This is a genomic window from Paracoccus haematequi (assembly GCF_900631945.1).
GTDB classification, from domain to species: domain Bacteria; phylum Pseudomonadota; class Alphaproteobacteria; order Rhodobacterales; family Rhodobacteraceae; genus Paracoccus; species Paracoccus haematequi_A.
Genome location: NZ_UZWE01000046.1, coordinates 60,550 through 79,937, shown reverse-complemented (window position 1 = coordinate 79,937; position 19,388 = coordinate 60,550). Strand labels below are relative to the sequence as shown.

Here is a 19,388-nt window from a genome sequence, read left to right as displayed (position 1 = left end):
CACTGTTGGCGCTGACACTTGCCAATCGCCGTGCCGGGACGCATGGCTGGCGCAGGCAAGGGGGCGCGAATGCTGGATTTGACGGTCTGGGGCTGGGTGCTGGCGGTGATCGCCGCCGCGGCGGTGGGCCTTGCCAAGGGCGGGTTGGCGATGGTCGGCATGATCTCGGTCCCGATCCTGTCGCTGGTCATGTCGCCGGTGCAGGCGGCGGGGCTGATGCTGCCGGTCTATGTGGTGTCCGACATCGGCGGGCTGCTGGCCTTTCGCCATCACTTCGACATGCGGGTGCTGGCGACGGCGATCCCCGGCGCCTTGGCCGGAATCGGCATCGGCTGGGCAGGCGCCCATGTGGTGCCGGTCGAGGGCGTGACCTTCATCGTCGGCGCGGTCGGCGCGGTCTTTGCCCTGAACGCGCTGATCCGTCCGCCCTTGCCCGACCGGCAGCGCAAGCCCTCGGCCGGGCGGGGCACGCTGTGGGGGCTTTTGTCGGGCTATACCAGCTTTGTCAGCCATGCGGGCGCGCCGCCCTGGCAGATCTATGTCCAGCCGCTGCGCCTGCCCGCGCTGATCTATGCCGGAACAACGACCTGGTTCTTCGCGATCTGCAACTGGGTCAAGCTGATTCCCTATGCCGCGTTGGGCCAGTTGTCGGCGGCCAACCTGACGGCGGCGGCGATCCTGACGCCGGTGTCGCTGCTGGCGGTCTGGGCCGGGCTGCGGCTGGTCCGCATCATCCCGCAGGCGCTGTTCTACAAGCTGATCACCTGGGGCCTGCTGGCGGTGTCGCTGCGGCTGATCTGGCAGGCCTTGGCCTGACGCCGCAGCGCAGCAAGTTTGCGCTTGCCAAATCTGGCGCCACAGGGCAGCGTCGCGCAAGATTGTTGCGAGGAGGTTTTCATGGCGCGTCCCTATCGTTCGGTTCTGTATATCCCCGCCGCCAATGCGCGGGCGATGGGAAAAGCCCAGGGGCTGCCCGCCGACGCGATCATCTTCGACCTTGAGGACGCGGTGGCCCCCGGCGAAAAGCCCGCCGCGCGCGATGCGCTGGCTGCGGCGCTGGCGAACGATTACGGCCCGCGCGCCCGGATCGTGCGGATCAACGGCTTGGCGACCGAATGGGGCGAGGCCGACGCGCGCTTCTGCGCCGGGTTGGCGGGCGCGGATGCGGTGCTGATCCCCAAGGTGGACGGCCCTGCCGACCTGGACCGGGTGGCCGCGCTGATCCCCGGCCTGCCGCTGTGGGCGATGATGGAAACGCCGCTGGGGATGCTGAACGCCGCCGCCATCGCCGCCCATCCCCGGCTGGAGGGGATGGTGATGGGCACCAACGACCTTGCCAAGGAACTGGGCAGCCGCTTCCGCCCGGACCGGCTGCCGATGCAGGCGGGGCTTGGCCTCTGCCTGCTGGCCGCCAAGGCGCATGGCAAGGTGATCGTGGACGGCGTGTTCAACGCCTTCAAGGACGACGACGGGCTGCGCGCGGAATGCGAACAGGGCCGCGACATGGGCTTTGACGGCAAGACGCTGATCCACCCCGCCCAGCTTGCCATCGCCAACGACGCCTTCGCGCCCACCGAGGCCGAGATCGACCTGGCCCGCCGGCAGATCGAGGCTTTCCAGGCCGCCGCCGCCGAGGGCAAGGGTGTCGCCGTGGTCGACGGCAGGATCGTCGAGAACCTGCATGTCGAGACCGCCCGCAAGACCCTGGACAAGGCGCGGGCGATTGCAGAGATGGCCGGATAGGGGCAGGGTGGCGGCAATGACATCCAGCAAAGGAAAGCCAGATGGTTCTGCTGAGTCTCGGCGTGGTCCTGTGGTGGGCGGCGCATCTGTTCAAGCGCGCGGCCCCCGAACGCCGCGCGGCCCTGGGCGACACGGGCAAGGGGCTGGTCGCGCTGCTGCTGGTCCTGTCGGTGGTGCTGATGGTGATCGGCTACAAGCGGGCCGACGGGCCGGTCTGGTGGGGGCCGTCGCCCGCCACGGTCGGGATCAACAACCTGCTGGTGCTGCTGGCCTTCTATCTCTACGCCGCGGACGGGATGAAGACCCGCGTCACCGCCTGGCTGCGTCATCCACAACTGACGGCGTTCTCGCTGTGGGCTGTCGCGCATCTGCTGGTGAACGGCGACCTGCCTTCGCTGGTGCTGTTCGGCGGGCTGCTGGCCTGGGCCGTGGTGGAAATCGCCGTGCTGAACCGCGCGGGGGCGTGGAAGCGGCGCACCGGCCCGTTTCCCCTGCGCAAGGAGATCATGGCGGCCGTGGGCGCGGTCGTCGTCATGCTGGTCGTGGGCCTGATCCACGGCTGGGTCGGACCCTGGCCATTCGGAGGCTGACGTGACCACCATCTATCGCTGCATCACCGAGGACGACACCTCGCAATTCTGCCACCGCGTCAGCGAGGCGCTGTCGAAGGGTTGGTCGCTGCATGGCAGCCCCACCATGGCCTGGGATCCCGTCAAGGGCGTGATGCGCATGGGCCAGGCGATCACCAAGCAGATCAAGGCCGACTATCATCCCGACATGAAGCTGGGACAACAATGACCAAGACCAATCCGGGCCGTTTCTTCGAGGATTACCGCATCGGCCAGGTGATCCGCCACGCCGTCCCCCGGACCGTGGCCGAGGGGGAACGGGCGCTGTATCACGCGCTGTATCCCGCGCGTCACGCGCTCTATTCCAGCGACGAATTCGCCACCAGTTGCGGGCTGGACGGCAGCCCGATGGACGACCTGCTGGCCTTCCACGTCGTCTTCGGCAAGACCGTGCCCGATGTCAGCCTGAACGCGGTGGCGAACCTGGGCTATGCGCAGGGCCGCTGGCTGGCGCCGGTCTGGCCTGGCGATACGCTGCGGTCGGAATCGCAGGTGATCGGGTTGAAGCAGAACTCGAACGGGAAATCCGGCGTGGTCTGGGTCCGCACCCAGGGCCTGAACCAGATGGACGAACCCGTGCTGGATTACGTCCGCTGGGTGATGGTGCGCAAGCGCGACGCGGATGCCCCGGCGCCGGAAACCGTCGTGCCGGACCTGGCTCCGGCGGTCGCCGCCGACGATCTGGTGATCCCGGAAGGACTGGATTTCAGCGATTACGACTTCGACCTGGCGGGCGAGCCGCATCGCTGGGGCGACTATCAGATGGGCGAGAAGATCGACCATGTGGACGGCGTCACCATCGAGGAGGCCGAGCATATGCTGGCGACCCGGTTGTGGCAGAACACCGCCAAGGTGCATTTCGACGCCACCCACCGCGAGGACGGCAAGCGCCTGATCTATGGCGGCCATGTCATCAGCATGGCCCGCGCGCTGTCCTTCAACGGGCTGGCCAATGCGCAGATGATCGTCGCGCTGAACGCGGGCGCCCATGCCAACCCCTGCTTCGCGGGCGATACCCTTCGCGCCTGGTCCGAGGTTCTGGACAAGGCGGAAACCGATGCGCCGGGCGTCGGCGCGATCCGGCTGCGGCTGGTCGCGACCAAGGGCGACAGCGCGGCCTTCCCGCTGAAGGACGGCGACGGCCGCTATCTGCCCGAGGTGCTGCTGGATCTGGATTACTGGGCCTTGATTCCGGTCTAGCGCAAACATTCGCATCCGCAGCATTCCTTGTGATCACAGCTTGGCAGGTCGTGATCACAAAGGCCGCAAAGCGAGGAAATTAGGCGGCCGCTCTGGCATCTGGCGGTGACAGATGTCACAAATGCCGACAGAACACGCGCCAATCGCCAGCCCGCGAGGCCAGCCATGCCTGCGACGGGTCCAGCCAGAACCGTTTAAAGGAGCGCCGCATCATGGCCGATGTGAACCGGGGCAACCGGCCGCTTTCCCCCCATCTCCAGGTCTATCGCCTGCCCATCGCCGCCGTGACCTCGATCATGACGCGGATCACGGGCCATGCGCTTGTCGCGGGCATCCTGCTGCTGGTCTGGTGGCTGGTCGCCGCCGTCAGCGGCCCGCGCGCCTTCGCCGCCGCCGACTGGGTGGTGCGGTCCTGGATCGGCTTCATCGTCCTGACCGGGTCGGCCTGGGCCTTGTGGTTCCATACGCTGGCCGGCATCCGGCACCTGTTCTACGATTCGGGCCAGCTGCTGCGCATCGAAGAGGCCGAGCGCGCCAGCTGGGCCATCATCATCGGATCGGTGGTGCTGACGCTGATCTCTCTGATCCTGTTCTTCCTGTTCTGAGCCCGAGGGATACCATGCGCTATATCACCCCCCGCAAGGCAGCCCAGGGACTCGGCTCGGCCCATAGCGGCACCCAGGACCACTGGTTCCTGACCGTCAGTTCCTGTGCCCTGGTCCTGCTGGTCCCGGCCTTCATGCTGGTCATCGGCAAGGCGATCGGCCTGCCGCATCCCGAACTGGTGGCCTATTTCGGTCGCCCCTATCCGGCGCTGATCACGGCGCTGTTCATCGTCGTGGGCATGGTGCATTTCATCAAAGGCACCCGGATCATGATCGACGATTATTTCCAATACACGGCGCGCAAGGTGGCGATCATCGTTTCGGTGGTCTTTTCCTGGGCGGTCATCGCGGCGGCAGTCTTTGCCTTGGCCAAGATGACGCTGGTCACCATCGCGATCTGAGGACATCATGGCTGCTTACGACATTCATACGCATGATTACGACGTGGTCGTGGTGGGGGCCGGGGGCGCCGGTCTGCGCGCGACGCTGGGCATGGCGGAACAGGGGCTGCGCACCGCCTGCGTGACCAAGGTGTTCCCCACCCGGTCCCACACCGTCGCGGCGCAAGGCGGCATCGCCGCGTCGCTGTCGAACATGGGGCCGGACAACTGGCAATGGCACATGTACGACACCGTGAAAGGGTCGGACTGGCTGGGCGATACCGACGCCATGGAATACCTGGCGCGCGAGGCGCCCAAGGCCGTCTACGAGCTGGAACATTACGGCGTGCCGTTTTCCCGGACCGAGGAAGGCAAGATCTATCAGCGGCCCTTCGGCGGCCACACGACTGAGTTCGGCGAAGGCCCCCCGGTGCAGCGCACCTGCGCGGCGGCCGACCGCACCGGCCACGCGATCCTGCACACGCTCTATGGCCAGTCGTTGAAGAACAACGCGGAATTCTTCATCGAATATTTCGCGCTGGACCTGATCATCACCGACGGCGCCTGCACCGGCGTCGTCTGCTGGAAGCTGGACGACGGCACCATTCACGTCTTCAACGCCAAGATGGTGGTGCTGGCGACCGGCGGCTATGGCCGCGCCTATTTCAGCGCCACGTCGGCCCATACCTGCACCGGCGACGGCGGCGGCATGGTGGCGCGCGCGGGCCTGCCCTTGCAGGATATGGAATTCGTGCAGTTCCACCCGACCGGCATCTACGGCTCGGGCTGCCTGATCACCGAAGGCGCGCGGGGCGAGGGTGGATACCTGACGAACTCCGAGGGCGAGCGTTTCATGGAACGCTATGCCCCGACCTACAAGGATCTGGCGTCCCGCGATGTAGTGTCGCGCTGCATCACCATCGAGATCCGCGAGGGCCGCGGCGTCGGTCCCGACAAGGACCACATGTATCTGAACCTGATGCACCTGCCGCCCGAGGCCCTGGCCGAGCGCCTGCCCGGCATCAGCGAATCCGCCAAGATCTTCGCGGGCGTCGATGTGACCAAGCAGCCGATCCCGATCCTGCCGACGGTCCATTACAACATGGGCGGCATCCCCACGAACTATTGGGGCGAGGTGCTGAACCCCACCGCCGACAACCCGGATGCGATCTTCCCCGGCCTGATGGCCGTGGGCGAGGCGGGCTGCGCGTCCGTCCATGGCGCGAACCGGCTGGGATCGAACAGCCTGATCGACCTGGTGGTCTTCGGCCGCGCCGCCGCGATCCGCGCGGGCCAGGTGATCGACCGCGAAAGCCATGTCCCCGCCACCAATCAGGCCCAGGTGGACAAGGCGCTGGCCCGCTTCGACGCGCTGCGCAATGCCAACGGCACTACCCCCACGGCGGATCTGCGGTTGCAGATGCAGCGCACCATGCAGGCGGACGCGGCGGTGTTCCGCACCGACAAGACCCTGGCCGAGGGCGCCGAGAAGATGACGGCCATCGCCGCCAAGCTGGACGACCTCAAGGTCACCGACCGGGGTCTGATCTGGAACACCGACCTGATGGAAACGCTGGAGCTGACCAACCTGATGCCCAACGCGCTGGCGACGATCGTTGCGGCCGAGGCGCGCAAGGAAAGCCGGGGCGCCCATGCGCATGAGGACTGGCCCGAGCGGGACGACGCCAACTGGCGCAAGCACTCGCTTGCATGGGTGGATGGAAACGCGGTTAAACTGGATTACCGCCCCGTTCATCTGGACCCTCTGACCACGGAAGCAGATGGCGGGATCGACCTGAAGAAGATTGCTCCCAAGAAAAGGGTTTACTGATGCGCTTCCAGACTTTTGCCGCCTTGGGTCTTGCCGCCGCCGCCGTGGCGGGCTGCGTGGCCCCCGTTCCGCCCGCGACGACCGTCACCACGCCCCCCAGTGTGATCACCACGCCCACGGTGCTGGATGCGGCCTCGCGCCAGGTGGCCCGCACGGTGATCAACGCCGAGATGGAAAAGCGCCTGCCCGGCGCGAATGTCGCGCCCTACACCGATTGCGTCGTCAACAACGCCACCACGGCGGAACTGATCGACATCGCCCAGGCGTCCCGCGCGGGCGTCACGGGCACGGCGGACAGCGTGGCGGCGATCGTCTCGCGCCCGGCGACGACGCAATGCATCGCCGCAGCGGCGCGCACGGCGTGATGTGATGCGCGCGCGGGCGGGACATATGGCGCTGTTGCTGGTCGGAGCCTTGGCCGCCTGCGGCCCGGTTCCGGTCGAGCAGGCCGAACTGACCTGCCTGCGCGACGCCGAACTGACGGTCCGCCCGCGCACCAATGTGGCCCTGGGCGTCGGCACCGGCTTCGGCGGCGGCGGGACGCGCGGCTTCGGCAGCGTTTCGGTCGATCTGTCGGGCGACTATCTGGCGGGGCGCGATCCTTCGCAGGTCTATGACCGCTGCGTGCAGCGCCGCTCTGGGCAGATGCCGCGCCGCCCGCTGACCGAACAGCCGGGCTGGACGGGCTGAGATGGCGGGCGCAGGGCGGACAGGGCAGGGGGCGCGGCGCCTGATCGTCCATCTGGGCGTCCAGAAGACCGGCAGCACCGCGATTCAGCGGCACCTGCGCCGCAACGCCGACGCGCTGGCGGACCATTTGGTGATCCGTACGCCCGAGGAAGGATCGCCCATGTGTCCCCTGGGCCGGGCGGCGGTGGCCTTCAGCCTGGATCCGTCCGGGGACCGCGCGCAGGCGCTGAAGCTGGCCTTCCGCGCGGTGCTGGATACGCTGCCCCCCGGCGATGTGCCGGGACTGATCAGCCACGAGAACCTGGCAGGCGCCATGCCCGGCAATGGCGGCGAGGTGCGGCTGTATCCCGCCCTGCCGCAGATCGCCGCGCTGCTTCTGGCCGAGGCGCGGGATTTCGCGGTCGATTTCGCGATCTATACCCGCCAGCAGAAGGCCTGGCGCCCCTCGGTCTGGGCGCAGGCGGTGCGCACAGACGGCTATGGCCGCAGCCTGGCCGAGTTCGAGACCGAGACGGGGGGCCTTCCCGGCTGGGGCGACCTGATGCGCCGCCTGACGGCCGAAGTCGGCGACCGCGTGACCCGCTTCAAGCTGGAGGACGAGGCCGATCCCCTGCGCCCCGGCCGCCAGTTGCTGCGCCATGCGGGGATCGGGGACGACCTGATCGACGCGCTGGCTCCGCTGGACGGGCCGTCCAACAGCCGCCTGAACACCGGCGCCACCGAATTCCTGCGCCGCCTGAACGGGTTGGCGCTGAACCCGCACGCGCATGGCCGGATCGTCGATCTGGTCGCCCGCGCCGAACATCTTTTCGCGGCGGATGTGCCGCAAGGCACTTCCTGAGAGGAGCACCCTATGGTCCAGTTCACCCTGCCCAAGAACAGCCAGATCCGCGTCGGCAAGACCTGGCCCGCGCCCCAGGGCGCGACCAATGTCCGCAAGTTCAAGATTTATCGCTGGGATCCCGATACGGGCGAAAATCCGCGCCTGGACACCTATTTCGTCGATCTGGACAAATGCGGGCCGATGGTCCTGGACGCGCTGATCAAGATCAAGAACGAGATCGACCCGACCCTGTCCTTCCGCCGGTCCTGCCGCGAGGGGATCTGCGGTTCCTGCGCGATGAATATCGACGGCGGCAACCACCTGGCCTGCATCTATGGCATCGACGAGGTGAAGGGCGACGTGTCGATCTATCCGCTGCCGCACATGCCGGTGGTCAAGGATCTGGTCCCCGACCTGACGCATTTCTATGCCCAGCACGCCAGCGTGAATCCCTATCTGATCACCAAGTCGCCCACGCCCGGCAAGGAATGGAAGCAGTCCATCGAGGACCGCAAGAAGCTGGACGGGCTGTACGAGTGCATCCTGTGCGCGTCCTGTTCGACCGCCTGCCCGTCCTATTGGTGGAACGGCGACCGCTATCTGGGCCCGGCGGCGCTGCTGCACGCCTATCGCTGGATCATTGACTCGCGCGATGAGGCGACTGGCGAGCGGCTGGACGAGCTGGAGGATCCCTTCAAGCTGTATCGCTGCCACACGATCATGAACTGCACCAATACCTGCCCCAAGGGGCTGAACCCGGCCAAGGCGATCGCGTCCATCAAGCACATGATGGTCGACCGGATGGTGTAAAAGCCGGGGGCTTCGCGCCCCCGGACCCCCGCGGGGTATTGGGACAAAGAAGAAGGGCCGGAGGTTTTGCCTCTGGCCCTTTTGCTGCGCGTCGCGCGTTTGTCGCTGGAAAAGGTCCAGTGGACCTTTTTCCGGGCGCTTTTCACCCTTCGACTTTGGTGAAGTCGGCGATCTGCTGGCCTGCGGCGCGGATGCGGTGCAGCAGGTTCAGGCGGTTGCGGCGGACGATCTGGTTGTCGGTGTTGACCTGCACCGTGTCGAAGAAGGCGTCGATGGGCGCGCGCAGGGCGGCGATGGCGGTCATGGCGGCGGGGAAGTCCTCGGCCGCGATGGCGGCCTTGATCGCCGGTTCGGCGGTATCGAGGGCGGCGAACAGGGCGCGTTCCTGATCGTTTTCCGCGAACTTCGGGTCGGCGCCGAAGCTGTATTCGACGCCGTCCTTTTCCTCGGCCTGCGCCAGGATGTTCCCGGCGCGCTTGAGGCCTTGGATCAGGTTTTTCCCGTCATCGGTTTGCAGCATGGCGTTCAGCGCGGTGGCGCGGTTCACTACGAGCACGAGGTCGTCATTGCCGGGCTGCGCCAGCACGGCGTCGATGATGTCGTGGCGGATGCCCTGGTCGCGGAGATAGACCTTGAGGCGGTCGTGGAGGAAGGAGAGGAGGTCGGCTGCAAGATCGTTTGGTGACGGAAGTTCCTCTAATACTTCATAATATCCTTCAAGATTGCTCGTGATCTGAAGGGAATTTGCACTATCACTGTTTGGCTCTCGTTTGTTCCGACAGACGAATACTGGTGAATCAGAATCAACCCTTTCGGAGTTGACAGAAAAGCGTGTATCGGTAGAGAACAAGCATGTAATTGAAAAAAACTGCGTTAGCGTATTGTTTGAGTTAGTATCTTTCAAGAAAATATAACGATTCTCTTTCTGAAGGAATCTCAACGTCTGCATATATTGTTTTACGGCCACGCTTCCGAGTGAGGCACGAACTAGGTTTTCCATCTCTAGCCGAATAACCCCCAACGCCGCCCGCCGCAGCGCATAGGGATCCTTTGACCCGGTGGGCTTCTCATCAATCGCCCAGAACCCGGTCAGCGTGTCGATCTTGTCCGCAAGCGCCACCGCCACCGAAACCGGCGCAGTCGGCACTGCATCTGACGGACCCAGCGGCGAATAGTGGTCGCGGGCGGCATCCGCCACCGCATCCGGCTCACCCGCCGCTAGGGCGTAATACCGGCCCATGGTGCCCTGCAATTCCGGGAACTCGCCGACCATGGCGCTGCGCAGGTCCAGCTTGGCCAGCTTCGCGGCCTGTTCGGCCTGGTTCGCGTCGGCGCCGACCAGCGGCGCGATCTCTCGGGCTAGCGCCGCGATCCGCGCAACACGATCCGCCTGGCTGCCCAGCTTGTTGTGGAACGTCACCGACTTCAGACCCTCGGCCCAAGCCTGCATCCCCGCCTTCGCCTCGCGCAGGTCGTTTTCCCAGAAGAAGGCGGCGTCGGACAGGCGCGCGGCCAGCACCCGCTGGTTCCCGGCCAGGATCGTCGCGCCGTCGTCCGGGGTCTCGATATTGGCGACAGTCACAAAACCTTCGATCCGGCCGGTCTTGGGGTTCTTGGCCGAGAAGAACTTCTGGTGTTCCTTCATCGAGGTTTGCAGAACCTCGGGCGGCAGGTCCAGGAAGCGGTCCTCGATCACGCCCATCAGGGGGACGGGCCATTCGACAAGGCCCGCGACCTCGGACAGAAGCCCGTCGTCGGGGACGATCTGCCAGCCGCGCGCGAAGGCGAGATTTTCGGCCTGCTGGCGGATCGCAGCCTCGCGTTCGGCGCTGTCCAGGATCACATGGGCACGGCGCAGCTTGGCGGCGTAATCGTCGAAGCCCGTGACGGTGAAGGCGTCGGGGGACAGGAAGCGATGACCGCGCGTGCTGTTGCCCGCCGTGATGCCCTCGACCGCCAGGGGGACAACGGTGGCGCCCGCTTCGTCCGACAGCAGGCAGAGGATCGAATGCAGCGGACGCACCCACCGCAGCGAACCCGCGCCCCACCGCATCGACTTGGGCCAAGGGAAGTTGCGGATGGTGGCGTCCAGAACCTCGGCCACGATCTCGGACGCGGGGCGGCCCGCGCGTTCGATCACCGCGAACCAGACCTGGCCCTTCTTGTCGTCGCGGGCCTGCAACTGGTCGCGGGTCAGGCCCGTGGAGCGCAGGAAGCCTTCCAGCGCGGCGTCCGGCGCGTCGGTGCGGGGGCCCTTGCGTTCCTCGCGCGTGGTGGGGCTGTTGGCGGTCAGCCCCTCGACCGTCAGGGTCAGGCGGCGCGGCGTGGAAAACGCCCCGGCCGAGGCATAGGTCAGCCCGGCGTCCACCAAGCCGTCGGTCACAAGCTTCCTCAGATCCTCGCGGGCGCGGGCCTGCATCCGGGCGGGGATTTCCTCGGAAAACAGTTCGATCAGCAGGTCGGGCATCAGTCCATCACTCCGCGTTCCGGGGTCTTGTCGTTCATTTGGTGCCAGCCGAAGGCGCGGCCGTCGGGATAAACGGCGATCACGCGGTCCACGTCGGGCCGGATTTCGGGCCGGGACAGATAGGCGGCGGCCGCGCCCGATTCCAGGTCGCGGGTTAGCTGGGCATAGTCGAAGCAGCCGAACCATGAGGGCGCCGCCAGCGGCGTCGGTTGGGCAAAGGGTTCCGCGCCCGCGGGCAGGGGTTCGGCCAGGCGGAAACAGGCGCGCCACCGCAGGGGGGAACTGTCGGCGTCGATCGCCTCGACCCCGGTGGTCGCCAGGGGCAGGGGGGCGCCGTCAACCATTACGGTCGGCGCCACGGCCGAGGGGTCCAGCCGGTCGTAGAAATGATATTCCTGCAAATACCACATGCCGCCGCCCGCGATCACGGCGGCGGCCAGCAGGCCGATGCCGATGATCTTGCCATTCATGCCTGGGCCGCTTCCGTGGTCACGAACAGGTCGGCGCAGGCTTTCGCCAGCGCCCGGACCCGGCCGATATAGGCCTGCCGTTCCGTGACCGAAATCACGCCGCGCGCGTCCAGCAGGTTGAAGATATGGCTGGCCTTGATCGCCTGGTCATAGGCCGGGTGCGCCATCGGGATGGTCCGCCCGGCGCCGTCCACCGGCTCGGCGGCGAGGATCCGGGCGCATTCGGCCTCGGCGTCCTTGAAGTGCTGGAACAGCATGTCCGTATCGGCCTGATCGAAGTTCCAGCGGGAATATTCCTGCTCGGTCTGGCGGAAGATGTCGCCATAGGTCAGCGGGATCGGCGCGCCGGGATCGTTGAAGGGCATGTCCATCACATGCTCGACCCCCAGCACATACATCGCCAGCCGTTCCAGCCCATAGGTCAGCTCGCCCGAGACGGGGCGGCAGTCATGGCCGCCGACCTGCTGGAAATAGGTGAACTGGCTGACCTCCATGCCGTCGCACCAGACCTCCCAGCCCAGGCCCCAGGCGCCCAGCGTGGGGGATTCCCAGTCGTCCTCGACGAAGCGCACGTCATGGACCAGCGGATCCAGGCCGATGGCGCGCAGGCTGCCCAGATACAGGTCTTGCAGGTTCGCGGGCGACGGCTTGATGATAACCTGATACTGGTAATAGTGCTGAAGCCGGTTCGGGTTTTCGCCATAGCGCCCGTCCGTGGGGCGGCGCGAGGGCTGGACATAGGCCGCCGCCCAGGACTTGCCGCCCAGGCTGCGCAGCGTGGTGGCCGGGTGGAAGGTGCCCGCGCCCACCTCCATGTCATAGGGTTGCAGGACCGCGCAGCCCTGTTCGGCCCAATAGGCTTGCAGGCGCAGGATGATCTCCTGAAAGCTGCGGGGTCGGTTGGGGCTGGTCATCGGGGCCGTCCTTTGCATAGATCAGCACATGCTTGCGCGCCTTCTAGGCGGCGCGGGGAACAGGGTCAATAAAGGCCGGAAAAGGGGATGGGAATGCGGCGACTGGCTTTCGTGGTGATGGCGGCGGGACTGCCGATGGCGAGCTTCGCGCAGGACGCCGTGATCCGCATCGAGGCCAAGCGCGGCGGCGACGTGGCCGAGGCCGCCGCCCGCTGGGCCAGCCAGTTGGGCGATGTGGTGACCTTTCCGCTGCCGCGCGGCTGGACCGCCATCGCCATCGGGCCGCTGACGCCCGAGGAGGCGGGCGAGCGCATCGGCGCGCTGAAAGAGGCGCGGCAGATCCCGGCGGACAGTTTCGTCACCGTGCCGGGCGAGGATGTGGTGCTGACCCCGGTAGGCCGGGCCGCGCCCGTGGCCGAGGCGCCGGCTGCCGCGCCAGAACCCGCCGCGCCGCAGCCGGATCTGCCCGCGCCGGGCGCCTATCTGCGCCTGCAATCGGTACCGTCGCGGACAGATGCGGACGCGGCCCTTGTCGAATGGCGCAAGACCTTCCCCGAGGCGGGGCTGGCGGGCCTGCCGAACGGCTGGTTCGGGGTGGTTCTGGGTCCGCTGGACCGGGCTGCCGCCGATGCCTGGCTGAAGGTTTTCAAGGATGGCGACCTTGTCCCGAACGACGCTTTCGTGTCGGACGCCGCCGATCTGGCGGCGGTGGTCCAGGCGGGGCAGGCGCCGAACCTGCCCGCGCCCCCTGCCGCCCCCGGCGAAATGCCGCCGCTGGACCAGGTGCAGCGCGCGCTGCGTTGGGCGGGCGTCTATGACGGAGAGATCGACGGCAAGGACGGCCCGCGCACCCGCGACGCCATCCGCGCCGAGATTCTGGCCGAACGCCTGTCCACCGACCCCGGCACGGCGATGCGCGAACTGATCGCGCGGCGCGAGGCGTGGCGGGCCGAGGTCGGGCTGGTCACGCTGGACGACACGGCGACCGGACTGTCGCTGCTGGCGCCGATGGACCGGCTGGAGTTCGACCGGACGGAACGGGCGCTGTCGATCTATGGGCCGAAGGACGGGTCCGGCGCGGCGCTGATCCTGTTCAGCCAGCCCGGCGGGCAGCAGGAGCTGCTGGATCTGTCGGGCCTTGTCACCGCGCTTGGCTGGGTGCCGCAGCCGGTCCGCACCATCAAGCCCGGCCACGTCCTGCTGGAAGGCGCGAACGACACCCATCTCGGCCGCGCCGAAGGCTGGGTCCGCGACGGCCGGGCCGAGGGCTTCGTGCTGATCTGGCCCGCGGCGGATGCGCAGGGCCAGGCGCGGATCGCGGCGGAAATGTCGGACAGTTTTGCGCGGACGGTGGCGGACGCCGCGCCGGAGGATGCCCCCGGCGCGGGTGTGTTGAAACCGTAGATTACGTCAGACGCTCAAAAATAATGTCACTTGGACTTTCCGCAAATATTGGCGTGCACATTGCAACTGAGATGGCCTGCCTTATCTGCTTCGCCGCTGCCTGTGTGACAATACAGGCCAATTTCAAGGCCGCGTTGAATGATTTCATCATCCGCTTCTTGTAAAACCACAAGCTTAGCGGGTCCAACTGCCCATCCTTTAGCGCCACCTTCCGTACCTCCTGCAAGGATCAGAATTCCTTCAGGTACGTTCCCATCTGACATTACTGCACTTGCAGAACCACCTGCCCACTTTCCGCCCTGCTGGACAATGCTACGATCAAGCTTAAAATGTGGAGGAAATTTGACCAAGGCCGGGGGAAAAGCCTCAACCTTTGCTTCAGCGTTTACCTTGCTGTCTTCATCGTAAGCTTGACCCAGCAAGGTGAAACCGGACGGGCATTCCTGTGAAAACGCCACGCTAGGTGCCGCCGCTACTACAGGGCTCATGACTGCAAGGAGCCAGAGACTAATTTTACTCATGGTGACACATCCTTATACTAAGTGCTGTAACTTTCGTATTCAGTAATGTGCATTTTGATCTGAGCCATTCGAAGCACATGACGCATTTGCGTTATGAGGATAAATTTATTTAACATATCAAAATAACTGGGCTAACATCAGGTAGCCGCTTGCTAGTTTCCGGGTTCGCCATGCCCAGTTCCGCATTGCCGGAAGACCCGTTGATCGCCCATCTGCACCGCGCGGCCCTGGACCGCGCCGGATGGCAGGATTTCGTGCTGGCCCTGGAACAGCGGTTCGGCGGGGCCAAGGCCTCGATCCATGGCGCCGCGCGACCATCGGATGCGCCGTTCCTGTCCGTCGCGGGCAGCTTCGATCCGGCCTTTACGCAGTCCTATCTGGCGCATTACCACCGCATCAATCCCTTCATGCCGTTGTCGGCGGCCATCCCGCAGGGGCGGGCCAGGGTGTCGCCCATGGATCTGCCCGACGAGGTGCTGCGCCGGACCGAATTCTACAACGACTGGCTGCGTCCGCAGGAAGACCTGTCCATCGCCGTCGCGGTGAAATCGCGCCCGCAGGGCAACCGTTCGCTGGTCCTGTCGCTGAACATCCGGCGGCGCGACGGCGACCGGGCGGCCCTGCGCGCGCAGCGCCTGCTGGACCGGCTGGAGCCGCATCTGTCTCACGCCTTCCAGGTGGCCGAGATCGTCTCGGCCCTGTCCCTTCACGGCGGGCAGGCGGGGGCGGGCGACGGCGGGCTGATGATGGTCGATGACGGCCTGTCGCTGGTCTGGGCGGACGCCGGCGCCACCTTGCAGGAGGGCAGGGTCTTCCGGCTGGACCCGTTCAACAGGCTGATGTTCCTGGATGGCGCCGTGCAGGATTGGGCCAGGGCCGCTTGCCGGGCTTCCGGGGGCGCGAAACCCCTGGCGCGCGCCGTCCAGGGCGCGGATGGCTGGCAGGTCAGGCTTGTGCAGCCCGGCGATGGTCCCGGCCTGCCCTCTCCCTTTTTCGGGGGGCACTGCTTTGCCCGGCCCCGGATCCTGTTCGTGCTGTCGCGCCCGGTCGAGGCTCCGTCACGGCTGTCGCACCTGCAATCTCGCTTCGACCTGACCCCGGCCGAGGCCGAGGTCGCTGCCGCCGTCGCCGAGGGCCTGAGCACCGCCGAGATCGCCCGGACGCGGCAGGCCAGCCTGCACACCGTGCGCAATCAGATCCGGTCGGTCCTGGCCAAGATGGACGCGCGTCACCGGATCGACGTGGCGCGGATCCTGGCGCAAGGCCGCCCCTAGCCCCGCCAGAACCGCGGCAGCAGCAGGACCAGCACCGACACCAGTTCCAGCCGGCCTAGATACATGCCCAGCGTCATCAGCCATTTGGCGGCTTCGGGAAATTCGGCGACCGAACCGTTGGCGGTGATCTCCGGTCCCCAGACGGGGCCGATATTGGCGATGGCGGTCCAGGCGCCGGTCAGGGCGGTGCGGGGGTGCAGGCCGGTCAGCGACAGGCCCACGATCAGCAGCCCGAAGGTCAGCATGAACAGCGTGAAGAAGGCCATCACGGAATCGATCACGTCCTGGTCCAGCGGGCGGCCCTCGTAGCGCAGGGCATAGACCCGGTGGGGCGAATGCATCCGGCGCAACTGCGCGCGCACAGCCTGGAACAGCACCAGATAGCGGAACACCTTGACCGAACAGGCGGTCGAGCCGGTGCAGCCGCCGATCAGCCCGCAGATGATCAGGATGGCGATGGGCAGGTGGCCCCAGGTCATCACGTCCGTGGAAAAGAACCCGGTGCCCGAAAAGGTCGAGATCGTGTTGAACACCGTCTCGCGCGTGATGTCGACGATGTTGCCCTGATGGCGCAGGAAGATCACGCGATAGGCGACGATGATCGCGCAGGCTGAGAGTATCCAGCGCAGATAGGCGCGGATTTGCAGATCCCGCCAGATCGGCGTGAAATCCCCCCGCATCCCCTGGACCAGCCGGATGAAGGGGATCGAGGCCAGGATCATGAAGAACGACGCCGCCCATTCCAGCGGACCCAGGAAAGCTCCGAAGCTGGCGTCGTAGTTGGAAAATCCCCCGGTGGACACCGTGCCGAAGGCTTGCACGATGGCGTCGAAGCCGTTCATGCCCAGCAGCAGATAGGTGATCGTGCAGAAGCCGGTCAGCATGATGTAGATCCGCGTCATCTCGGCCGCGATCTCTCCGGCGCGGGGCATGATCTTGCCCAGGGTGTCGAAGCCCTCGGACCGGAAGAACTGCATCCCGCCGACCTTCATGATCGGCAGGAACACCATGGCGACGACGACGATCCCCAGCCCGCCGATCCAGTGCAGGATGGCGCGCCACAGATGGGTGCCGCGCGGCAGGCCGTCCAGTTCGGGAAAGGCGGTGGTGCCGGTGGTGGTGACGCCCGACATCGCCTCGAAATAGGCGTCGGTGAAGCTGGCGTCGGGCTGACCCAGCATGAAGGGCAGGGCGCCGAAGACCGGCAGCACCGCCCACAGGCCCGAGGTCAGCAGGAAGGCCTGCTGGATCGACAGGCTTTTGTAATCGCCCCAGGTCGCGACCGAGACCAGCGTGCCCGCGACGGTGGTCAGCGCCGCGCATTGCAGAAAGACGACCCAATGCGGATCGCCGTGCCACCAGTCCACCAGCATCGGCGACAGCATCGAAACCCCCAGGGTCACGATGATCTTGCCGATCGGATGGGCCACGGGGCGAAGGTCGATCATGGGGATTGCTTGCCCCGCGCCCTGCCGGGCGTCAAGCGCTCTGCTGGATCGTCCTGCCCGCGCGGTTGATGCGGCCGATCCACAAGGCCGCCCCCAGCAGCACCAGTCCCGCCGCAAGGGCCACCGCGCCCGTGGCGCGGTCGAAGGCGGCATTGGCAAGGGCCAGCAGGGTGTCCGCCTGGGGCGCGGGCAGGGTCGCGGCCAGGGCCAGGGCGCCGTCCAGGGAATCCCGCGCCTGGGCCCCCGATCCGCCTGCGGCCGCGAAGCTGGCGCTGTAGACGCCCGCCATCAGGCTGCCCAGCATGGCGATGCCAAGCGCGCCGCCCAGTTCATAGGACACTTCCTCGACCGAGGCGGCCATGCCCGCCCGGTCGGCGGGCGCGTTCAGCATGATCGCGGACGATGCCGCCGTCATCGCCGCCCCGATGCCCGCGCCCATGATGGCGAAGCTGGCAAGCTCGACCCAGGTCTGGCCGAAACCCGCCCAATAGATCAGGATGCCCGTCCCGCTGATCGCCAGTGTCGCGGACAGCAGGACGCCCGCGCGGACCCGGCCCAACAGGAGGCCCGCGACCGGCCCCGCCACGAAAGCCGCCAGCGGAATAGGCAGGATGAACAGCCCGGCTTGCAGCGGCGTCATCCCCTGGACCAGTTGCAGGCGCTGCGTGATGACCAGTTCGACCCCCAGCAGCGTTGCGGCGGACACGACGGCCCCGATCACGCCGCCCGAAAAGCGCGGGTCGCGGAACAGCGTCAGGTCGATCATCGGGCTGGCGCTGCGGCGAAGGCGGCGCAGGAACAGCGCCAGGGCCGCCGCGCCCACCGTCGCGGACAGGACCAGCACCAGGACCGAGGGATCGGGCTTGGCGATCTCCTTGATCGCAAGCGTCAGCCCGACCAGCCCGACCAGGGCCTGCACCGATCCGACCGGATCGAAGGGATGGTGCCCGTGGGCCTGGCCCCTGGGCACGAAGGCCAGCGTCAGCGGCAGCGCCGCCAGGACCACCGGCAGGTTGATCAGGAATACCGCGCCCCAGTGGAAATGCTGCAACAGCGCGCCGCCGATCACCGGGCCAAGCGCCGCCCCGCCGGATGCCACCGCCGCCCAGATGCCGATGGCCAGGGCGCGCTGATCGGGGTCGTCGAAGCTGTGGCGGATGATCGACAGCGTGGCGGGCATCATCGCCGCCGCGCCCACCGCCAGGGCCGCGCGCGCCGCGATCAACATCGCCGAGGACGGCGCGAACCCCGCCGCCAGCGAGGCCAGACCGAAGATCACCAGCCCGATCATGAACATCCGCCGGTGCCCGAAGCGGTCGCCAAGCGCCCCCGCGCCCGGCAGCAGACCGGCCACCACCAGCGAATAGGCATTGACGATCCACAGCTTCTCCGTAGCCGAGGCGTCCAGGTCGCGCGTCAATGTCGGCAGCGCCGTGTAAAGCACCGTCATGTCGATGACGATCAGGAACAGCGCGGTCGATACGATGGCCAGCACAAGCCAGGGGGAACGGGCGGTCATGTCTCACCTGAAAATGAAGCGCGGCGGGGTGGCGAGTCGCAGGCGATCAGTTTAAATACGATCGTATGGAAACGGAAGGGGCGACATGGCAAGACCGCGCAGCATCGACCGCGAAAGGCTGCTGGACGCGGCCGAGGAGATCGTCCGCAACCAGGGGGCCTCGGCGCTGACCATCGACGCGCTGGCCCGCGCCTGCGGGATCACCAAGGGCGGGGTGCAATACGCCTTCGGGACCAAGGACGACATCATCGATGCGATGTTCACGCGCTGGAACCGCGACTATGACGCGAAGTTCGCGGCGGTCGCCGGTCCCGATGCGGATGGGATGCAGCGGATCCGCGCGCATCTGGCGGCGACGCGAGAGGCGGACGAGGTGTCGATGACCAAGGCCGCCAGCCTGATGGCGGGGCTGATGCAGACGCCCGAGCATCTGGCCTCGACCCGACAGTGGTATCGGGACAGGCTGGCGGGGCTGGATGCGGATACCCCGGAAAGCCGCCGCGCGCGGCTGGCCTTCCTGGCCTGCGAAGGAGCGTTCCTGCTGCATTTCCTGCGCTTCATGCCGTTGGAGGATGCGGAATGGCAGGCGGTGTTCGCGGATATCGGCGGGTTGTTGGACAGCGATGGCTGTCCTGACAGTTGACGCGCGAAGGCCCTCGC

Annotated in this window: 21 protein-coding genes; 15 read left to right on the top strand and 6 right to left on the bottom strand. The window is 66.7% G+C overall.

What is annotated here, in order from left to right; genetic code table 11:
- Positions 1–69: 69 nt before the first annotated feature.
- The 12 genes from PARHAE_RS16040 to PARHAE_RS15985 all read left to right on the top strand — a co-directional run bounded on the left by PARHAE_RS16040 (position 70) and on the right by PARHAE_RS15985 (position 8,711).
- The gene (locus PARHAE_RS16040) at positions 70–816 is read left to right on the top strand and encodes a sulfite exporter TauE/SafE family protein (protein WP_338142931.1); all 747 of its coding nucleotides are present in this window, start codon (positions 70–72) and stop codon (positions 814–816) included.
- Positions 817–897: 81 nt separating this feature from the next.
- On the top strand, positions 898–1,743 hold the full coding sequence (locus tag PARHAE_RS16035; protein ID WP_126155578.1) for an HpcH/HpaI aldolase/citrate lyase family protein: 846 nt from the start codon (positions 898–900) through the stop codon (positions 1,741–1,743).
- Between the two features lie 41 nt (positions 1,744–1,784).
- Entirely contained in the window at positions 1,785–2,333 is a 549-nt protein-coding gene (locus PARHAE_RS16030) for an NnrU family protein (protein ID WP_126155577.1), read from the top strand.
- A 1-nt stretch (position 2,334) separates the two neighbouring features.
- A complete protein-coding gene (locus PARHAE_RS16025) occupies positions 2,335–2,541 on the top strand; it encodes a DUF1737 domain-containing protein (RefSeq protein ID WP_126155576.1) in 207 nt (68 codons plus the stop codon).
- A complete protein-coding gene (locus tag PARHAE_RS16020) occupies positions 2,538–3,572 on the top strand; it encodes a MaoC family dehydratase (RefSeq protein WP_126155575.1) in 1,035 nt (344 codons plus the stop codon). Before PARHAE_RS16025 ends, PARHAE_RS16020 begins: the two co-directional genes overlap by 4 nt.
- Before the next feature lie 212 nt (positions 3,573–3,784).
- Positions 3,785–4,177 carry a succinate dehydrogenase, cytochrome b556 subunit gene (sdhC, locus tag PARHAE_RS16015; protein WP_126155574.1) on the top strand — a complete coding sequence of 131 codons (393 nt, stop codon included), beginning with the start codon at positions 3,785–3,787 and terminating at the stop codon, positions 4,175–4,177.
- 14 nt (positions 4,178–4,191) lie between these two features.
- The gene (locus PARHAE_RS16010; RefSeq protein WP_126155573.1) at positions 4,192–4,578 is read left to right on the top strand and encodes a succinate dehydrogenase, hydrophobic membrane anchor protein; all 387 of its coding nucleotides are present in this window, start codon (positions 4,192–4,194) and stop codon (positions 4,576–4,578) included.
- Positions 4,579–4,585: 7 nt separating this feature from the next.
- The gene (sdhA, locus tag PARHAE_RS16005) at positions 4,586–6,388 is read left to right on the top strand and encodes a succinate dehydrogenase flavoprotein subunit (protein ID WP_126155572.1); all 1,803 of its coding nucleotides are present in this window, start codon (positions 4,586–4,588) and stop codon (positions 6,386–6,388) included.
- Positions 6,388–6,753 carry a hypothetical protein gene (locus tag PARHAE_RS16000; RefSeq protein WP_206436996.1) on the top strand — a complete coding sequence of 122 codons (366 nt, stop codon included), beginning with the start codon at positions 6,388–6,390 and terminating at the stop codon, positions 6,751–6,753. Before sdhA ends, PARHAE_RS16000 begins: the two co-directional genes overlap by 1 nt.
- 25 nt (positions 6,754–6,778) lie before the next feature.
- The gene (locus tag PARHAE_RS15995; RefSeq protein WP_241232848.1) at positions 6,779–7,078 is read left to right on the top strand and encodes a hypothetical protein; all 300 of its coding nucleotides are present in this window, start codon (positions 6,779–6,781) and stop codon (positions 7,076–7,078) included.
- Position 7,079: 1 nt separating this feature from the next.
- On the top strand, positions 7,080–7,919 hold the full coding sequence (locus tag PARHAE_RS15990) for a hypothetical protein (RefSeq protein ID WP_126155570.1): 840 nt from the start codon (positions 7,080–7,082) through the stop codon (positions 7,917–7,919).
- Positions 7,920–7,931: 12 nt separating this feature from the next.
- The gene (locus PARHAE_RS15985; RefSeq protein ID WP_126155569.1) at positions 7,932–8,711 is read left to right on the top strand and encodes a succinate dehydrogenase iron-sulfur subunit; all 780 of its coding nucleotides are present in this window, start codon (positions 7,932–7,934) and stop codon (positions 8,709–8,711) included.
- 142 nt (positions 8,712–8,853) lie between these two features.
- Here PARHAE_RS15985 and glyS read toward each other — a convergent pair whose 3' ends face one another.
- Genes glyS through PARHAE_RS15970 form a run of 3 tightly spaced genes read right to left on the bottom strand, consistent with a single transcriptional unit; the run spans position 8,854 to position 12,562 of the window.
- Positions 8,854–11,178, bottom strand: coding sequence for a glycine--tRNA ligase subunit beta (glyS, locus tag PARHAE_RS15980; protein WP_126155568.1), 2,325 nt, complete (start codon positions 11,176–11,178; stop codon positions 8,854–8,856).
- Positions 11,178–11,648 carry a DUF6446 family protein gene (locus PARHAE_RS15975; protein WP_126155567.1) on the bottom strand — a complete coding sequence of 157 codons (471 nt, stop codon included), beginning with the start codon at positions 11,646–11,648 and terminating at the stop codon, positions 11,178–11,180. The genes glyS and PARHAE_RS15975 overlap by 1 nt, the downstream gene beginning before the upstream one ends.
- Positions 11,645–12,562 carry a glycine--tRNA ligase subunit alpha gene (locus tag PARHAE_RS15970; protein ID WP_126155566.1) on the bottom strand — a complete coding sequence of 306 codons (918 nt, stop codon included), beginning with the start codon at positions 12,560–12,562 and terminating at the stop codon, positions 11,645–11,647. The genes PARHAE_RS15975 and PARHAE_RS15970 overlap by 4 nt, the downstream gene beginning before the upstream one ends.
- A 93-nt stretch (positions 12,563–12,655) precedes the next feature.
- Between PARHAE_RS15970 and PARHAE_RS15965 the strand changes: the two genes are divergently transcribed.
- Positions 12,656–13,966: a peptidoglycan-binding domain-containing protein gene (locus PARHAE_RS15965; protein ID WP_126155565.1), complete on the top strand. Its 1,311-nt coding sequence runs from the start codon at positions 12,656–12,658 to the stop codon at positions 13,964–13,966.
- 26 nt (positions 13,967–13,992) lie between these two features.
- Here the strand turns inward: PARHAE_RS15965 and PARHAE_RS15960 are convergent, their stop codons facing one another.
- Positions 13,993–14,487, bottom strand: a complete 495-nt coding sequence (locus PARHAE_RS15960; protein ID WP_126155564.1) for a hypothetical protein — start codon at positions 14,485–14,487, stop codon at positions 13,993–13,995.
- 170 nt (positions 14,488–14,657) lie between these two features.
- Here PARHAE_RS15960 and PARHAE_RS15955 point away from each other — a divergent pair, with 170 nt between their 5' ends.
- Positions 14,658–15,761: a helix-turn-helix transcriptional regulator gene (locus tag PARHAE_RS15955; RefSeq protein WP_126155563.1), complete on the top strand. Its 1,104-nt coding sequence runs from the start codon at positions 14,658–14,660 to the stop codon at positions 15,759–15,761.
- On the opposite strand, the gene PARHAE_RS15950 is transcribed toward PARHAE_RS15955, so the two are convergent.
- Complete coding sequence (locus PARHAE_RS15950) at positions 15,758–17,209, bottom strand: TrkH family potassium uptake protein (protein ID WP_126155562.1); 1,452 nt, start codon at positions 17,207–17,209, stop codon at positions 15,758–15,760. The two genes, PARHAE_RS15955 and PARHAE_RS15950, sit on opposite strands and share 4 nt — an antisense overlap.
- Positions 17,210–17,240: 31 nt before the next feature.
- The gene (locus PARHAE_RS15945) at positions 17,241–18,728 is read right to left on the bottom strand and encodes an MFS transporter (protein WP_126155561.1); all 1,488 of its coding nucleotides are present in this window, start codon (positions 18,726–18,728) and stop codon (positions 17,241–17,243) included.
- An 85-nt stretch (positions 18,729–18,813) separates the two neighbouring features.
- Between PARHAE_RS15945 and PARHAE_RS15940 the strand changes: the two genes are divergently transcribed.
- Positions 18,814–19,371: a TetR/AcrR family transcriptional regulator gene (locus tag PARHAE_RS15940; RefSeq protein WP_126155560.1), complete on the top strand. Its 558-nt coding sequence runs from the start codon at positions 18,814–18,816 to the stop codon at positions 19,369–19,371.
- Positions 19,372–19,388: the final 17 nt, after the last annotated feature.

Excerpts from the sequence above, each read along its gene's own strand:
- PARHAE_RS16040 (WP_338142931.1), top strand. The coding sequence starts at position 70 with ATGCTGGATTTGACGGTCTGGGGCTGGGTGCTGGCGGTGATCGCCGCC.
- PARHAE_RS16035 (WP_126155578.1), top strand. The coding sequence starts at position 898 with ATGGCGCGTCCCTATCGTTCGGTTCTGTATATCCCCGCCGCCAATGCG.
- PARHAE_RS16030 (WP_126155577.1), top strand. The coding sequence starts at position 1,785 with ATGGTTCTGCTGAGTCTCGGCGTGGTCCTGTGGTGGGCGGCGCATCTG.
- PARHAE_RS16020 (WP_126155575.1), top strand. The coding sequence starts at position 2,538 with ATGACCAAGACCAATCCGGGCCGTTTCTTCGAGGATTACCGCATCGGC.
- sdhC (WP_126155574.1), top strand. The coding sequence starts at position 3,785 with ATGGCCGATGTGAACCGGGGCAACCGGCCGCTTTCCCCCCATCTCCAG.
- PARHAE_RS16010 (WP_126155573.1), top strand. The coding sequence starts at position 4,192 with ATGCGCTATATCACCCCCCGCAAGGCAGCCCAGGGACTCGGCTCGGCC.
- sdhA (WP_126155572.1), top strand. The coding sequence starts at position 4,586 with ATGGCTGCTTACGACATTCATACGCATGATTACGACGTGGTCGTGGTG.
- PARHAE_RS16000 (WP_206436996.1), top strand. The coding sequence starts at position 6,388 with ATGCGCTTCCAGACTTTTGCCGCCTTGGGTCTTGCCGCCGCCGCCGTG.
- PARHAE_RS15995 (WP_241232848.1), top strand. The coding sequence starts at position 6,779 with ATGGCGCTGTTGCTGGTCGGAGCCTTGGCCGCCTGCGGCCCGGTTCCG.
- PARHAE_RS15990 (WP_126155570.1), top strand. The coding sequence starts at position 7,080 with ATGGCGGGCGCAGGGCGGACAGGGCAGGGGGCGCGGCGCCTGATCGTC.
- PARHAE_RS15985 (WP_126155569.1), top strand. The coding sequence starts at position 7,932 with ATGGTCCAGTTCACCCTGCCCAAGAACAGCCAGATCCGCGTCGGCAAG.
- glyS (WP_126155568.1), bottom strand. The coding sequence starts at position 11,178 with ATGCCCGACCTGCTGATCGAACTGTTTTCCGAGGAAATCCCCGCCCGG.
- PARHAE_RS15975 (WP_126155567.1), bottom strand. The coding sequence starts at position 11,648 with ATGAATGGCAAGATCATCGGCATCGGCCTGCTGGCCGCCGCCGTGATC.
- PARHAE_RS15970 (WP_126155566.1), bottom strand. The coding sequence starts at position 12,562 with ATGACCAGCCCCAACCGACCCCGCAGCTTTCAGGAGATCATCCTGCGC.
- PARHAE_RS15965 (WP_126155565.1), top strand. The coding sequence starts at position 12,656 with ATGCGGCGACTGGCTTTCGTGGTGATGGCGGCGGGACTGCCGATGGCG.
- PARHAE_RS15960 (WP_126155564.1), bottom strand. The coding sequence starts at position 14,487 with ATGAGTAAAATTAGTCTCTGGCTCCTTGCAGTCATGAGCCCTGTAGTA.
- PARHAE_RS15955 (WP_126155563.1), top strand. The coding sequence starts at position 14,658 with ATGCCCAGTTCCGCATTGCCGGAAGACCCGTTGATCGCCCATCTGCAC.
- PARHAE_RS15950 (WP_126155562.1), bottom strand. The coding sequence starts at position 17,209 with ATGATCGACCTTCGCCCCGTGGCCCATCCGATCGGCAAGATCATCGTG.
- PARHAE_RS15945 (WP_126155561.1), bottom strand. The coding sequence starts at position 18,728 with ATGACCGCCCGTTCCCCCTGGCTTGTGCTGGCCATCGTATCGACCGCG.
- PARHAE_RS15940 (WP_126155560.1), top strand. The coding sequence starts at position 18,814 with ATGGCAAGACCGCGCAGCATCGACCGCGAAAGGCTGCTGGACGCGGCC.